This window comes from Rossellomorea oryzaecorticis (assembly GCF_038405515.1).
GTDB classification, from domain to species: Bacteria; Bacillota; Bacilli; order Bacillales; family Bacillaceae_B; genus Rossellomorea; species Rossellomorea oryzaecorticis_A.
The window spans coordinates 1-15,084 of record NZ_JBBYAF010000014.1; the positions used below are offsets into that span (position 1 = coordinate 1).

The 15,084-nt window shown below is 42.0% G+C and carries 15 protein-coding genes; 1 reads left to right on the forward strand and 14 read right to left on the reverse strand.

The window, feature by feature from the left end:
• Positions 1-167: 167 nt before the first annotated feature.
• From AAEO50_RS08835 to AAEO50_RS08895, 13 genes are all read right to left on the reverse strand, one after another.
• Entirely contained in the window at positions 168-1,412 is a 1,245-nt protein-coding gene (locus AAEO50_RS08835) for a hypothetical protein (protein WP_341982624.1), read from the reverse strand.
• Positions 1,384-1,938 carry an RNA polymerase sigma factor SigX gene (sigX, locus tag AAEO50_RS08840; RefSeq protein ID WP_341982626.1) on the reverse strand — a complete coding sequence of 185 codons (555 nt, stop codon included), beginning with the start codon at positions 1,936-1,938 and terminating at the stop codon, positions 1,384-1,386. The genes AAEO50_RS08835 and sigX overlap by 29 nt, the downstream gene beginning before the upstream one ends.
• 231 nt (positions 1,939-2,169) lie before the next feature.
• Positions 2,170-3,939, reverse strand: a complete 1,770-nt coding sequence (locus tag AAEO50_RS08845; protein WP_341982628.1) for an ATP-binding protein — start codon at positions 3,937-3,939, stop codon at positions 2,170-2,172.
• Positions 3,936-4,652 (reverse strand): response regulator transcription factor, encoded by a 717-nt coding sequence (locus AAEO50_RS08850; RefSeq protein ID WP_341982630.1) that lies wholly within the window; start codon positions 4,650-4,652, stop codon positions 3,936-3,938. Before AAEO50_RS08850 ends, AAEO50_RS08845 begins: the two co-directional genes overlap by 4 nt.
• Positions 4,653-4,765: 113 nt before the next feature.
• Positions 4,766-5,941: a c-type cytochrome biogenesis protein CcsB gene (gene ccsB / locus AAEO50_RS08855; RefSeq protein WP_341982778.1), complete on the reverse strand. Its 1,176-nt coding sequence runs from the start codon at positions 5,939-5,941 to the stop codon at positions 4,766-4,768.
• Positions 5,922-7,604, reverse strand: a complete 1,683-nt coding sequence (gene resB, locus AAEO50_RS08860; RefSeq protein WP_341982632.1) for a cytochrome c biogenesis protein ResB — start codon at positions 7,602-7,604, stop codon at positions 5,922-5,924. Before resB ends, ccsB begins: the two co-directional genes overlap by 20 nt.
• A 39-nt stretch (positions 7,605-7,643) precedes the next feature.
• Positions 7,644-8,174, reverse strand: a complete 531-nt coding sequence (gene resA / locus AAEO50_RS08865; protein ID WP_341982634.1) for a thiol-disulfide oxidoreductase ResA — start codon at positions 8,172-8,174, stop codon at positions 7,644-7,646.
• A 228-nt stretch (positions 8,175-8,402) separates the two neighbouring features.
• Positions 8,403-9,134, reverse strand: a complete 732-nt coding sequence (locus AAEO50_RS08870; protein WP_341982636.1) for a pseudouridine synthase — start codon at positions 9,132-9,134, stop codon at positions 8,403-8,405.
• A gap of 160 nt (positions 9,135-9,294) precedes the next feature.
• The gene (locus AAEO50_RS08875; protein WP_341982637.1) at positions 9,295-9,825 is read right to left on the reverse strand and encodes a spore maturation protein; all 531 of its coding nucleotides are present in this window, start codon (positions 9,823-9,825) and stop codon (positions 9,295-9,297) included.
• Positions 9,826-10,419, reverse strand: coding sequence for a nucleoside recognition domain-containing protein (locus AAEO50_RS08880; protein ID WP_341982639.1), 594 nt, complete (start codon positions 10,417-10,419; stop codon positions 9,826-9,828).
• Positions 10,412-11,536 (reverse strand): D-alanyl-D-alanine carboxypeptidase family protein, encoded by a 1,125-nt coding sequence (locus tag AAEO50_RS08885; protein WP_341982641.1) that lies wholly within the window; start codon positions 11,534-11,536, stop codon positions 10,412-10,414. The genes AAEO50_RS08880 and AAEO50_RS08885 overlap by 8 nt, the downstream gene beginning before the upstream one ends.
• A gap of 209 nt (positions 11,537-11,745) precedes the next feature.
• Positions 11,746-12,339: an SMC-Scp complex subunit ScpB gene (scpB, locus tag AAEO50_RS08890; protein WP_341982643.1), complete on the reverse strand. Its 594-nt coding sequence runs from the start codon at positions 12,337-12,339 to the stop codon at positions 11,746-11,748.
• Positions 12,326-13,093: a segregation/condensation protein A gene (locus AAEO50_RS08895; RefSeq protein WP_341982780.1), complete on the reverse strand. Its 768-nt coding sequence runs from the start codon at positions 13,091-13,093 to the stop codon at positions 12,326-12,328. The genes scpB and AAEO50_RS08895 overlap by 14 nt, the downstream gene beginning before the upstream one ends.
• A 522-nt stretch (positions 13,094-13,615) precedes the next feature.
• Between AAEO50_RS08895 and AAEO50_RS08900 the strand changes: the two genes are divergently transcribed.
• Entirely contained in the window at positions 13,616-14,137 is a 522-nt protein-coding gene (locus tag AAEO50_RS08900; RefSeq protein ID WP_341982645.1) for a DUF309 domain-containing protein, read from the forward strand.
• A 36-nt stretch (positions 14,138-14,173) separates the two neighbouring features.
• Here AAEO50_RS08900 and AAEO50_RS08905 read toward each other — a convergent pair whose 3' ends face one another.
• Positions 14,174-14,527 carry a GNAT family N-acetyltransferase gene (locus AAEO50_RS08905; RefSeq protein WP_341982647.1) on the reverse strand — a complete coding sequence of 118 codons (354 nt, stop codon included), beginning with the start codon at positions 14,525-14,527 and terminating at the stop codon, positions 14,174-14,176.
• Between the last annotated feature and the right edge of the window lie 557 nt (positions 14,528-15,084).

A 15,084-nucleotide genomic window follows, 5' to 3' on the forward strand; every position in this document is an offset into this window, starting at 1 on the left:
AAGCGAGACAGGTGAGACCCCACAGGAGCGCAGCGACGAGGAGGCTCACCGGCCGCCCGCGGAAAGCGAAGTCTTGCACGGAAATCAACAGCGGTATATAGCAGACAGAGCCCATCAAAAAAAACGACCGAAATGGCATCAAGCATTCCATTTCAGTCGTTCATCATTTACTCATTCAAACTTTTTTTATTCGGACTTAAAGGTGTCTCAATCGGATGTGCAAAGTTGAAACCATTCCATTTCCCCTGCACGATGTTTTGGAACTGCACTTTTTCATAGCCTGAACTTCTGGCTGTTAACAGTATTCCTTCAATTAATTCCTGAGCAGATTGGAAATTCATAGAGTCTAAATCTACTTTCTCATTGAACGTGACAATGACCATATCATCAGATTCTGTCACATCCATCGAAAGATGTTCCGGTATCACGCTTTTAAATAGGCCGGATGGTGTTTCTTTCATCGCACCTATCGATTGCTTTACATTTTTCCTGTTTACCGGATCAGGGACCAAATATCGGTCGCGGCCATTAGGGGAATAACTATAAAATGCATGATGCAAATCCTGATTCAGCGGAATGGAAGATAAAGTTCCATAATGGCTGAATTCCGGTGTACTTCCATCTTTATTTTGCAGGATGATTTCCTTCACATCTTTCTCTTCAAATGAATACAAAAGCGATTGATAGAAATTGGACTCGATTGCACTGCTTCCACTGTAAGGATGGTTTTCATCCATGGTCAGTAATACAGTTTCCTTATTTTCACCGAGAGATAGATCCCCCTTGATTGGAAAATAATCCTGGAAGCCCCAATCTGATTCCGGTAGCAGATTCGAGATTGTTTCATATTGCTCTACCCAGTCTTTCTGGTTTTCTTCAGCTTTCGTGATGACCGAAACTGGAACTGGTATCGCATCTGCAGATACAACACCATAAGAATAGTAGTCTTTATCAGCTACATCTTCTTTAAACACAGAAAGTCTTTCATGCTGCAGCTCTGTTTCAGGAGTTGTGATTGATTCACTATACTTATCATTGTCTTCCGCCATTTTGAGCTGACTTTCTTCCTTGGGATCCTGGGCTGGACCGGGATCTGAATCTAACTCATTTGCAGGAGATTCTGTGGCGGTTTTCGCCTCTCCTCCGGATGAATCAGTAGAGAAAGATCCTTCCATTGCGCTGTCTTGATTCGACTGATTCAGCTGCGATATGAGTGCAGGTGACAAAAGGACGACGATAAACAGCGCAGCAAGTGTCACGAGCGCAGGTACGAAACGCCGCACGCTGTTCCACGGCCTCTTCTCTTTTTTCACTTTTGAGTAAATATGGGAGGGATGGCGGTCATCTTTTATTCTGGGCAGTTGTTTAATCATCTCTTTAATATCATGGTCGTTCCATTCTGATTTCTTCAAGGTCCTCCTCCTCCTTTCTTAGACGCTGATTCATCTCTATTTTCAGCCATTTCAATGCTCTATGTTGTGTTGTCTTCACTTTGCTTTCCGACCAATCGAGTACTTCAGCTGTCTCTTTGATGGATAACTCCTGCAGGTAGCGCATGATGATTACCAAACGATAGTCGGTCGAACAAGTCTTCAGGCATTGATATAGTACTTGTATTTCTTCATTTGCGACTGCGATTTTATCTGGAGGTGCATCATCTGAAGTCAGATCATTACGGTTCCAATCGAATTTTTCCAAAATACGATTCTTCCAATTTTTCTGTTTTCTGAAATGGTCAATCGCCACATTTTTAGCTATGGAAAAAAGCCATGTTTTCTCAGAACTTTTCCCCTCAAAGTGCTGATGTGATTTAAGAACCCGGATATACACTTCCTGAACGAGATCTTCAGCCTGCTGCCGATTTTGCACCATGTATATCAAAAAGTTAAAGACATCCTGGTGATATTTAGAATATAATTCGTCAAAAACGGAGTCCATTTTATACCTCCCCGTCAACTAATTAGTCGATTATTTTATATAAAAGTTACACACATTGAAACAGTTTTTTTAAACGTTTTCAAATCCGGACATCAATCTAAAAAAGTCAACAGTATTCCCTGCTATGCGAGGTCTCTACTGTTGACTTTTCGACTGTAAATTGTTCCCCATGTAACAAGATTTATCGTCACATTTCTTCAATTTCTTTATCACTCTGTGTTTTTCCTCGATTTATGACTGAAAAGGAAGAAAGAATGTGAATGTTGTCCCTTGATCAAGCTTACTATGAACCTGGATATGTCCCCTATGGGCTTCTACAATATTCTTAGCGATCGCCAAGCCAAGACCTGTTCCTGATTTCCCTCTTGTCCTTGCCTTATCAGCTTTATAAAAACGTTCAAACACGAAAGGCAGATCTTCCTCAGGGATCCCTGAACCTGTGTCCTTTACATGAAACAGAAATCCACCTTTCCCTTCCGTTAATGAAACGGTAACCGTTCCTTCTTCGGGAGTGTGACGTACTGCATTATCGATCAGGTTTGTTAATACTTGCTCGATTCTGTCAGCATCCATTGACATTTCTTTCGTTAAATCCACACTGCTCTCAAAGTAGATGGAAACCCGATTATCCCTCGCAAGACCAAGAAATTTATTTGTGACTCTTTCAGTAAAAGGCATAATCAGCACAGCTTCTTTGTTCAGCATGATATGCCCGGCTTCCATTCTTGCGAGATCCAGCAGGTCATTTACCAAGCGACCCATTCTCAAAGATTCATCATATATAATTCGTGCAATTTCTTTTTTCTCTTCTTCAGACTCTGCGATATCATCCACAATTGCTTCACTGTATCCCTGAAGCATGGAAATCGGTGTCCGGAGTTCGTGTGATACGTTCGCAATGAAATCCTTCCGAAGCTTATCCAGCCTTCTCTCTTCTGTCATATCACGGACCACCACCACTGCCCCGCGTATCGTATTATTATTGTAAAGGGGACTGACGATGACGACATAGGACCTTCCCTGAAGAGTCATTTCACCCGTCTGCTCCGTCTCGGTGACCACTACATTTTGTAGGAGTACTTTAAGTGAAGTCGGTATCGGTTCATCATCCTGGTCGCTCTGTTCGTAATACCATTGCTGCAGGAACCGGTCAGCCGGAGGGTTCGTGATCAGGATCGTACCATCCCGGTTAAACGTAATGACTCCGTCTGCCATACTGCTTAAAATACTGGAAAGCTGTTCTTTCTCCTGACTCAATGCATTGATATGGAACTTGAGCTGTCTCCCCATCTGATTAAACCCTGTAGCTAATTCACCTATTTCATCCTTTGTCAGGATCGGTACCTTCGTATCGAACTTCCCTTTTGCGACTTCGAAAGCTGCTTCCCTCATTTTTCTTAGAGGAGCGGTAATTCGTGTCGAGAGGAAGAAGGCGAAGATGGTTGTCAGGATGATCGCTATACCTGCAGCCAGAAGGATCAGTTTTGTCGTTTGCCGCGTAGTATCCTTAATGACTCCAAGCGACTGATATAAATACACAGCTCCGTCTCTTTCATCAATGTGGAGAGGGGTTCCGACCACTATGATATTTTCATATCTGTTGTCTGAAAGATCGGAGGTTAATTCAAATTCTTTTTTTACAGCTTTTTCTTGAGAAACTTTTTGTAAGTCCTTATCATTCATAATCAAGTTATGAATATCTTCGTGACTTCCTTTAGAATCATGAGAATAAATAGATTTATCATCATCCAGCACAATCAGGATATTCACCGGTTCATCGATGATTTCTTTTCCCAGCTCCATACCGAGGTCTAAATCTTTATGATTTTCGACGACCCTGGCTACTTTTTCGGCTGTGTTCGTTAATTCTTTCTCGACTTCATCCACATGATAGTTTTGGAAAAACTCCAATAGGAGAATCGTTAATATAAATAGGACAAATGAGACCAGTAATAAAATGGTCACCCATAGTTTTCCTACTACACTTCGCCAAAGTCTCATTCATTTGTAACCTCGAACTTATACCCGACTCCCCAGACCGTCACGATCATTTTAGCAGCCATTTCAGATACTTTATTCAGTTTTTCCCTTAAGCGTTTCACATGTGTGTCAACCGTTCTTAAATCACCAAAGAACTCATAATGCCACACTTCTTTAAGAAGGTGCTCCCGATCGAAAACCTTATCAGGCGACTTTGAAAGAAAATACAATAGTTCATATTCCTTCGGAGTCAAGTTAACATCCACTCCATCAGCCGTCACCCGATGTGCATCATTGTCGATTGTCAGATGAGGATAAACAATAAGGTCTTTTGCCTTTGCCTCTGTCTGTATGTACGTTGTTTTTGACGAACGCCGCAATAACGCTTTCACTCTGAGCACAACTTCCCTCGGGGAAAATGGTTTTACGATATAATCGTCCGTTCCCACCTCGAATCCTTGCACTCTGTTTACTTCTTCCCCTTTTGCTGTAAGCATGATTACAGGGGTGGATTTCGTCTCACGAAGGTGTTTACACACTTCGACTCCATCCATACCCGGCATCATGATATCCAGCAAGATACAATCATAGTCTTGTTCAAGCGCTTTCTCTAAAGCTTCTTCACCATTTTCTGCTTCATCAATGATATAATTTTCTCTTTCTAAGTACATTTTCAGTAATCGTCTAATTCGGTCTTCATCATCTACAACCAATATGCGGATGTTTTCTTCCATGAATGTGTCCCCCTTTTTGTAGTTACACCATTATTCTTATTGTAATTCAAAAAAGAAGCTGACTCAAAGGGAAATTGATACCCGTTTCGTCAGCCTCTTGTTCATCCAGTTTTTTATGCGTATGAATGTAATCCTGCGATGATGAGGTTTACTGCTACAAGATTAAACATGATGATGGCAAAACCAATAACGGCTAGCCAAGCTGACTTTTCTCCGTGCCATCCTTTAGAAAGCCGGAGATGCAGGAAAACGGCATAGAACAAGAAGGTGATGAGCGCCCATACTTCTTTGGGATCCCAGCCCCAGAACCTTGTCCACGCGATTTGAGCCCATATCATTGCAAAGATCAAACCGCCCAATGTAAAGACAGGGAAACCGATCAGTACAGAACGATAACCGATTTCATCCATTAAGTCTAAATTAACATTCCTAACGGCAGGCTGGATCTTGGCAGCGATGCGTTTTCTAAATATCAAGCGCAGTAACAGATAGATCACGGTTCCTGTAATGAGTGACCAAATGACGGTGTTCAATTTTTTTGCATTGATCAATTTCGGCATTTCCGCCAATGGTTCCATTACGTTATCTGTCACTAACTTGCCTTCATTCGGACCTACTAGCGGGGGAAGCGTATATTCCGATACTGCTTCCTGGCCTTGCTGATTTACATAGTTAAAGGTTGCTTCATAATTTGATAACGTAAATCCGGTTGATGCCGCAATGAATCCGATAACTACGACAATTCCGTACATAACAGTCTCAAGCCAGAATGACTGCCTGTTTCCCTTCGTATGTTCAACAGATTTCAATAAATAAATCAATCCTGCTACAAAGCTGATCGCAAGGATGGATTCACCTGCTGCCACTGTCGTTACATGGATCTTTAACCAGTCGCTTTGAAGAGCCGGAATCAGCGGGCTGATATCTCTGGGGAACATGCTGGCATATGCGATGATCAGTAATGCAATCGGCAATGCAACTACCCCGAGGATCGTCTTTTTGTAAATAAAATAAATGATAATAAACGAGCCCACCAGCGTCATTCCGAAAAATGTTGTATATTCAAACAGGTTGCTTACAGGAGCGTGTCCCGCTACCGCCCATCTCAAGAAGAAAAAGCCGAGCTGAGCTGCAAATCCTATGATGGTAATCACGATACCGATACGGCCCCATTTGCTTTGATTTGTTTCTGTCGTATTCTTCTGACGGATGCTTCCGCCAAGAAACAATGTTGCAACTAAATACATGATAAAAGCGATATAGAGTAAATTACTGCTCCATTCGGCCATTGTTGTCGCCGTCATCCTTGTTCCTCCTTACTCCCTGCTTTTCTTTCTGTTCCTCTTGCTGATCCTCAGGCATTCGAATATCCGTTCCTTCAAGAATTCCTTTCAGCTCATTTTTCAAGCCGAACCAGCCTTTATTCGTATGTCCAGCTACTATTAAACTACCATCCCCGCTTCTTCTGAACCATATTCTGCGATGATGCCAGTATGCGCCTTGAACAACACCTATCATAAAAATAGCTCCTCCAAGCGCAATGATCCAGAGAGTCAAATCTTTATGAACAGTCAGTGCTGATACGTCACGTGTTTCCACTCCAGCAAAGGAAACTTTAAACTCGTTCTCCCCGAGAGGCTCGAGGTTTTTTCTGATTCCCACAAAACTGATTTCCCCTTCAGGTTTTTCAGGTGAAAACATTTTGAAAAGGAAGGCAGGATTATCAGGTACCGGTTTATCCGAAATCGGTTCCCCGTTTTTATCAAACCCTGTAAAGTTAGGGTAATAGCCCATTAATTCAATACTGTATCCATTCCCAAAATCAAATTTGTCCTTTGGATCAAATAAATCTACGGTAAACTCACCGAAAGTCTTCTCAGTTTCTTTGTTATCAAACGTAAATGACATCGACTTAAATTCATTCAACTTGTAGCTTGTCTGATAAACGGCAAAGTTTTCAAACTTAAGAGGATGGTTTACTTTTATCGAATCCTCTTTTTCCATTTTCAGATCTGCCTTTTCACCTGGAAGGGTTTTACCGGATTCTTTATACAGAACAACATCCGATTGATAGTTCTTCGCAATGGTACCTACACGTTCAATCGATTGTTGAAAGACCTCTTTATCTTTATTGTCGTAGTTTTCAAGGGTGAACTCTTTATTTTCGATATAATATTCATCCTTAGTCCCTGGAACAGCTTTCTTCTCACCTTCACGGATCCATATTGTTTCGTCAATATACATCCCGGGAACAAACCGGAGCATTCCGCCTATCAGGAAGATGATCAACCCGACGTGATTGACATAAGGTCCCCACCTGGAAAAACGATTCCTCTCTGCAAGGATGTTTCCATTTTCTTCACGGATCTTATATTTCTTTTCCTTGAGCTTTTTCTTGATTTTCTCAAGGTTATCATCTATATTCGTCACATCCGTCATTCCGTATACACGCTGACGTTTTAAAAAGCTTTCGTGACGTGAGACACGCTGGGTCTTCAGTGCGCGGTGCAGCGGAATGACCCTGTCCAGACTGCAGATGACCAGTGATACCCCGATTGAAGCGATCAATAATAGGTACCACCAGGAACTGTATAGGTCATGGAATCCGAGAGTATAATACAGTTCCCCTGCAAAACCGTAAACTTCTTCATAATACTGGTCGGGAGGAAGTACAGAAGGAATGTATTGTTTCTGTGGAAAGATCGTCCCCACCGCGGAAGCAATCAATGTAATGACAATCAGCCATACTCCCACTTTCACTGATGAAAAGAAATTCCACACTTTGTCGATGATTGATTTATTATACGTTTGAGAACGTCTGGCACTGCCCTCATAGCGCATATCATGAAGCTTTTCCTCTTTTGCTTTGGATGTCAGGGCACGTCCGCATGATTCGCAAAGAACAGTTCCAACAGGATTGACGTGTCCACATTCACATTTTATTTCCTTCATAAAATAAAACTCCTTATTCTAAGCTCGAACTCTGTTGCATTAAGGTTTGATGCTTTCCATATGATTTTTGACGTCCTCTTCTGTCATGGTGCCTGTCAGAACCTTTTCAACCTTCCCTTCTGGATTGATAAGAAAGGTGGTAGGCAGCGGGTCTACTCCATAAGCATTCAATACTTCACCATTTTTGTCGATAACGATCGGAAACTCAAGACTATGTTTTGCAACAAAACGATTAACCAGGAATTCCGACTCGCTCACATTGACGGCAAGCACCTGTACGCCTTGATCTTTAAACTCTTTATACTGATTATTCATATACGGCATTTCTTCTTCACAAGGCTTACACCATGTACCCCAGAAATTCAGGAATACGCCTTGCCCTTTATAATCCGATAGTTTGTGCTTGTTTCCATCCATATCTGTCAGTACAAAATCAGGTGCAGGATCTCCTGCTTTGATTTGTCCTCTTTCATCTTTCGTAAAGTTTGCATACAAGGTATACACAACTGCAGAGGTCAACAGGATAAGGATGATGCTTCTTATAAGCAGTCTTCGCTTCTTTTTGTTCACTTGACGATCCCTCCACCAATGTAATCGTTCTCACAATTATCAATGATACTCCTAACAACAGGAAAGGGCCTGATTATAAGATCAGTCCCTACAAAATAGTCAGTTATCATAATTGCTATGTAGGGAATTAACCTCTACCTGCCAGGAAAATTCCCTTCCCATTATAACATTTATCACTACTCCCGCAGTGTAAATATATGAAGGATATGTGACACTTTCACTTCATGTTTATCGAATACTTCCCGTTTCCGCAAGAGTTCTGAGCTGTTTGACCTCATGAGGCGTCAACTCGCGTCCTTCACCTGCATTCAATCCGTGAAGTGTAAGGAAAGCGAATCTTTCCCTCTTTAGTTTCTGAACGGGAAACCCGATTGCTTCGAACATTCTGCGGACTTGACGGTTCCTTCCTTCGTGGATGGTGATTTCGGCAATTGACTTACCTTGTTTTTTATCGATACTGAGGACTTTCACTTTGGCCGGTGCCGTCATTCCGTCCTCTAATTTGATTCCTTTTTCCAGCTCCCTGATTTTAAACTTAGGAGGGACCCCTTTTAATCTGGCTACATAGGTCTTTTCAATCTGATTGCTTGGATGCATGAGTAAATTAGCAAACTCACCGTCATTCGTCAGGAGCAATAATCCTGATGTGTCGTAATCAAGACGTCCTACAGGATAGATTCTCTCCTCTATTTCAGGAAAGAAATCCGTTACCACTTTACGGCCTTTATCATCTGTGACTGCTGAAATAACGCCTCTTGGTTTGTATAATAGATAGTATACTTTGTTCTCTCTTTCGATCTGTACACCGTTCACTTCAACTTTATCGGAGGATGAGACCTTTGTTCCAAGCTCCTTTACAACATTTCCATTCACTTTCACTTTACCTTCTATGATTAACTGCTCTGCTTTACGTCTTGATGCCACGCCGCTGTGAGCAATTACTTTTTGTAAACGTTCCACGGTATTTCACCTCTTCTGATTTTCAAAACTTTTGTCTTCATGAATTATTACACAATCGGGACAAAATAGAAAGGCAAAAAGAAAAAACAGCACGGGTGGCTGTTTTTCTTTTGAATACCGCTTTTGTTTTACGTGCAAGACTTCGCTTTCTGCGTGACTATCAACCGAACATGATTGTGACGATGAAGATGGCTGCTGCGATGCCGACGAGGTCTGCGAGTAATCCTACTTTGAGTGCATCGCCCATTTTCCGGATGCCGACTGCACCGAAGTAAACTGTCAGGACGTAAAGCGTTGTATCGGTACTGCCCTGCAGGGTGGATGCAAGTCTTCCGATAAAGGAATCAGGGCCATATGCTGCCACAATATCACTCATCATCCCGAGAGCTGCTGTACCGGAAATCGGCCTGATGATGGCAAGCGGAACTATCTCAGGCGGAATGCCTAACGCAAGCAGTGCCGGACGTATAAGGCCAACAAAGAATTCCAATGCACCAGATTCCCTGAACACAGTGATCGCAACAAGCATCCCTATTAAAAAAGGAATGATGGAGATAGCAATTTTAACTCCTTCTTTGCCGCCTTCCACAAACACTTCGTATGTCGGGACTTTCTTCAGTGTCCCATAGATTAGTATAAAGCCTATCATGATCGGGATCAGCCACAGTGATATAGTCGAAATCCATTGCATCTATTTCACCTCGCGACGAGTACGTCTGTAATGAAAATATCGGTCTATCAATATAGCTCCTATGGTGGACAGCATGGTGGCGATCAGTGTCGGTCCGACAATTTCAGTCGGTGACGCTGAATCATATTTCATTCTTATCGCAATGACGGTCGTCGGAATGATCGTCAGGCTGGAGGTGTTAATGGCTAAGAATGTAATCATTGACCTGCTGGCTGAATCACTTCCCCCGTTTAACTTCTTCAATTGTTCCATGGCCTTGATGCCTAGCGGGGTGGCGGCATTCCCAAGCCCGAACATGTTTGCAATCATATTTGACAGGATATACCCCATGGCAGGATGGTCATCAGGAACTTCCGGGAATAAACGTTTTACAAACGGTCTGAACAGCTTGGCCAGTTTATCAAGCAAACCAGCTTCCTGGGCGATCCTCATGATCCCGAGCCAGAATACCAGCACGCTGATTAACCCGATACAGAGGGTTACCGCTTCATTGGCAGATTTAAAGATCGCTTCATTAATCTCTTCCATTCTTCCATTGATGACGGCAAATATTATTCCTATGATGGTCATGCCAACCCAGATCAGATTAACCATTTTGCTTTACTCCCAGGAAGGTTTTCATTGAATATGCCCAGAACTTCCACCAGCTTTTCTCTTCCTCAGGCTCCTCTTCTCCCTTAAAGTAAACAGGCAATGAATCTGCCTCTCTATCCTCCAAATATATGACAGCCTTACCGACCACTTCCGGGACATTTTTATTTTTCTTCCATTCCTGTTTCGGCTCTAGCATTTTGTATTCGATCCTTACCGACTCTTCTTCATTATCTTGCAATGTCATGATCACTTCGCGTTTCACATACACATGGCCTTCATAAAACTCATCATCAAATTTCTTGATGACCCCTTTATCCAGCACGGTCTTGTAATCAAAATGCTCAAATCCATATTCAAACATCCCAATATGGTCATTCCAATCATCCGGTGCATTCAACGTTACTGCGATTAAGTTTTCATCGTCTTTGGAAGCAGTGGAAACAAGCGTTCTTTTAGCCAATTTAGTATATCCGGTTTTACCGCCTGTACTATGTTTGTAAAGCTCGGTCACGAGCCGGTTTTTATTTTTCCATTTGCGATCCCATTTTTCTTCCGGGTTAGGTGCGGTGTGGACTTTGGTACCCGCAATTTTCTTGTAGACATCGTTTTCCATTGCATATTTGGTTAGTAATGCCATGTCATAGGCAGTAGAATAGTGATCGTCATGATCGTCCAGACCATGCGGGTTTGAGAAATGTGAATTCTCCATCCCGATTTCCGAAGCTTTTTGATTCATCAAATGTGCAAAGCCCTTAAGGCTTCCGCCAACGGATTCAGCGATTGCAACTGCAGAATCGTTCCCTGATCTGAGCATCAATCCATATACCAGGTCTTCAAGCTTTATTTTTTCCCCAGCCTTCAGGTAGAGAGAGGAACCTTCTGTTCCGGAGGCGTTTGAGGATACAGTGACTTCTTCATCCATTTTTCCGGACTCGATCGCTATTATCGCCGTCATTATTTTCGTTATACTCGCTATCCTGCTTTTACTGTGAGCATCTTTTTCAAACAATACCCTCCCTGTTTCCCCATCCATCAGGATGGCCCTTTGTGCACTCACTGAAGGTGCAGCCTGGACTTCCTTAGAGACCAATGCAAACAATAAAGCAAATACAAGCATATAATATATGTAAAATTTCGTTTTTTTCCCACACACACTCATCAACCCCTTTAATCGTACTTTGAAGTGTTTGTACAAGTTTATGCGGGACAAGTGCTATTATGAATGAAACCTGAACTTTCTCTTTCAATAAGTACAATCAAAAAAAGAATAAAAAAACACGGCGGTCCGGGGACCTTCCGTGTTTGCGGGCATTCATTTACCATTTACTATTCATCTGAATGGATGGTTTCCTGGAACTTTTCAAAAAACAAGTCTGCCTCATCCTCGGCATAATCTTCCTGGATGTTTTCAGGAAGCGGCGGCAGTTCATCAATACTGTTCAACCCAAAATAGTCCAGGAATTCTTTTGTCGTGCCAAACAGATAGGCACGTCCTGTCCCTTCCGCTCGACCAACTTCCTTCACAAGGCCTTTTGAGGTAAGGGTATGAATCGGGCGTTCTGTTTTGACACCTCTTATTTGTTCAATCTCCACCCTCGTTATCGGCTGTTTATACGCAATGATTGCGAGTGTTTCCAGTGCAGCCTGCGATAAGGAGCTGACGCTGGGCGATTCCACCAGTTTCTTTAAATAATCTGCATGACATTTCTTGGTCACGAGCTGAAACGTACCAGCAAGTTCCGTCATGTATATGCCACGATCTTCATTTTCTTCATAGTCTTTCTTTAAATCCTGAAGGGTGTCATTAGCCTCATCTTCACTCAATTCAAGAACTGAACAGACTTGTTTCAAAGAAAGGCCTTCATCTCCCGCTGCAAAAAGCAGACTTTCCAAGATTCCTTTCCAATTAATGTTGTCCAACAAGTCCTACCTCCTCACTTGACTCTACAAAAATTTCCGAGAAATTATCTTCCTGATCCACGACAATCTGTTTTCTTTTCATTAATTCCAATACAGCAAGGAAGGTCACCACTAAATGCTCTTTGTCATCAGATGGGAAAAGCGCAGTAAAGGGCGTTCTTTCCTTAACATTCCGTAAACTGCCTAAGATTTCATCCATACGTTTCTCTATGGATATTTCCTGCTTTGTAATTCTTGTCTGAATGGGTCTTTGGATTTTTTTGCGTCTTAACAGCTTATGAAAAGCACCAAGAATATCATATAGTGATACTTGAATTTCTGTGTTTTTCAAATCCGCTTCATCCGTATACTCCGTGAGGTCGCTCGGCGGCTTGGTAAAGACTTGTCCTCTTTCTTCCTCACGAGCTTTCAGCTCGTTCGCCGCTTCTTTAAATTTCCTGTACTCTACCAGTCTCTCAACCAGTTCATCACGCGGATCTTCTTCTTCAAATTCTATGTCTTCATCCACAATGCCCTCATCGTGTTTTGGAAGAAGCATCTTACTCTTAATGGCAAGGAGCGTGGCAGCCATGACAAGATATTCACTTGCCACATCGAGCTGGAGGTTTTTCATCGTATGTACATATAATAAATATTGCTCCGTGATCTGGGCCATCGGTATATCATAAATATCGACTTCCAAAGAATTGATAAGATGCAAAAGAAGATCGAGTGGACCTTCAAACGCATCGATCTTTACATTGTATTCCACTATATCACCAGTTTCTATTACATTCTTTCCTAAGAGCTACTTCTATAAGTATAGTAGATTAGACACTAATCTCCAATAGTAATTTTTTGAATCATAGACTGTCTAGAAACGCAGCTGTTGATTTCCGTGCAAGACTTCGCTTTCCGCGGGCGACCCGTGAGCCTCCTCGTCGCATGCGCTCCTGCGGGTTAGAAAAGCGGAAGGGCTTTGTTCAGAGGCGGGTGGCATAAGGCGAATCGGACACGAAGGCGTCCTTTGCCTTCTTGGTTGATTTGACTTATGACATGTGCCTCTAAGCCCTGGAGCTGGACAGGTCTCACCTAACACGCTTTTCCCGCAGGAGTCTTCGTCCTGCACTCAAATCAAAAGCTGGAACTGCACAAAATCAACTATATATTTATAAAAAAAAAAAGGCTGCAAATTACCGCTTGCATCAATTTGATGTTAGGCAACGACCATTTAGAGACAAAGCCCTTTTAAAAGAACAAACTGAATATGATACACTAGTTGAAAAGGAGGGATATTGTGGAGTATCCTCAAGCGTATATTCAATATCTTGTCTATTTCCACGGAAATCGTGATTATTTTGAATGTCATGAAGTATTGGAAGAGTACTGGAAGGAAGTCGATCCTGGAAATCGTTCCTCTCATTGGGTAGGGCTCATCCAAATAGCGGTCGGTTTATATCATTACAGAAGAAACAATGTAGATGGGGCAAAGAGAATGCTGTCAAAGGCATTAAAAAACACAGAAGAAAATCAAGAAGTCCTTAACCAACTGGGATTAAACCCCTCATCGTTGATCCGTACCCTTGAAAAGACGATAAACGATATCGATGGACAGCTGCCATACAACAGCCTCGACCTTCCAATAAAAGATCCCGCACTCTTAACAAAAGCCGAACAGCTGTGCGAGAAAGAAGGTTATAAATGGTGTATGCCAAGTGACCTGTCAAATAAGGAGCTCATCCACCGGCATTCTATGAGGGACCGCACCCCGGTGATAACCGAAAGGCTGAATGCGCTCAAGAAAAAGAGACTAACCTAGTGTGATGACGCTGCTGGTTAGTCTCTTACTTTATCTTTAAACGATATTTTCTTCATCGCATCTTTCGAAAAAAGAAGCCGTGTCCGAATTCGGTTTGACCGTTAGCTCCGAATACATTTCTTTCAACTGTTTTACCATTGATTTCCCGATGCCTTCATGACGATGTGAAGGGTTAACCGATATATGCTGAACCTCCAAAGTGCTGTCAGTTTTATACACTCCGATTAATCCGACAATATCCTCTTCTTTCCATAAAAAAAGCTGCCAATTATCTTCCGTTTCATATTGTTTCATTGTGTGTTGAAGCTTTTTCAAATCTTTTTCATTTGGCATGAAAGATAATAGGCCCATTGCAATCTTTTCAAATGCCTTTTTATACCGAATTAACATAATTACCCCTCGTTACGTTTTATACCTATAATGGCTTTTATCAACATTATAGACAAAAACAATAATTTTTAAATCAATAATAGATTGATTTCCACTCAAGAATTAAATCACGTCAATAAGAAGAATGTTTATATATCTTACTAAACTTAATTTGTTTATTCAACCTAATTTTCACTAGTTAGCGGCGAGCACAAACCAGTAAAGGATTCCTCCCAAGAGGCCAAGGACCAATAATATTAAGAACAGCATCCCATTATTCAGCTTCATTATTACTTTCACCTTCACTAAGTTGATATGTATACCTTGTTTATTGTATATAAAATAAAGAAATAATGAAAGTCCCACAGTCCAATGCTCTTTCTTCCGTATATGAAATTGATAGGCTCTTTTAACACCGCTGTTGATTTCCGTGCAAGACTTCGCTTTCCGCGGGCAGCCCGTGAGCCTCCTCGGTCGTACCTCCCTGTGGGGTCTCACATGTCTAGCTGCAGGAGTCTTCGTCTTGCACTCCAATCAACAGCTAGAACCATTTAAAACATTTCAATCGTACAATCTTT

Excerpts from the sequence above, each read along its gene's own strand:
- sigX (WP_341982626.1), bottom strand. The coding sequence starts at position 1,938 with ATGGACTCCGTTTTTGACGAATTATATTCTAAATATCACCAGGATGTC.
- AAEO50_RS08845 (WP_341982628.1), bottom strand. The coding sequence starts at position 3,939 with ATGAGACTTTGGCGAAGTGTAGTAGGAAAACTATGGGTGACCATTTTA.
- AAEO50_RS08850 (WP_341982630.1), bottom strand. The coding sequence starts at position 4,652 with ATGGAAGAAAACATCCGCATATTGGTTGTAGATGATGAAGACCGAATT.
- ccsB (WP_341982778.1), bottom strand. The coding sequence starts at position 5,941 with ATGGCCGAATGGAGCAGTAATTTACTCTATATCGCTTTTATCATGTAT.
- resB (WP_341982632.1), bottom strand. The coding sequence starts at position 7,604 with ATGAAGGAAATAAAATGTGAATGTGGACACGTCAATCCTGTTGGAACT.
- AAEO50_RS08875 (WP_341982637.1), bottom strand. The coding sequence starts at position 9,825 with ATGCAATGGATTTCGACTATATCACTGTGGCTGATCCCGATCATGATA.
- AAEO50_RS08880 (WP_341982639.1), bottom strand. The coding sequence starts at position 10,419 with ATGGTTAATCTGATCTGGGTTGGCATGACCATCATAGGAATAATATTT.
- AAEO50_RS08885 (WP_341982641.1), bottom strand. The coding sequence starts at position 11,536 with ATGCTTGTATTTGCTTTATTGTTTGCATTGGTCTCTAAGGAAGTCCAG.
- AAEO50_RS08905 (WP_341982647.1), bottom strand. The coding sequence starts at position 14,527 with ATGTTAATTCGGTATAAAAAGGCATTTGAAAAGATTGCAATGGGCCTA.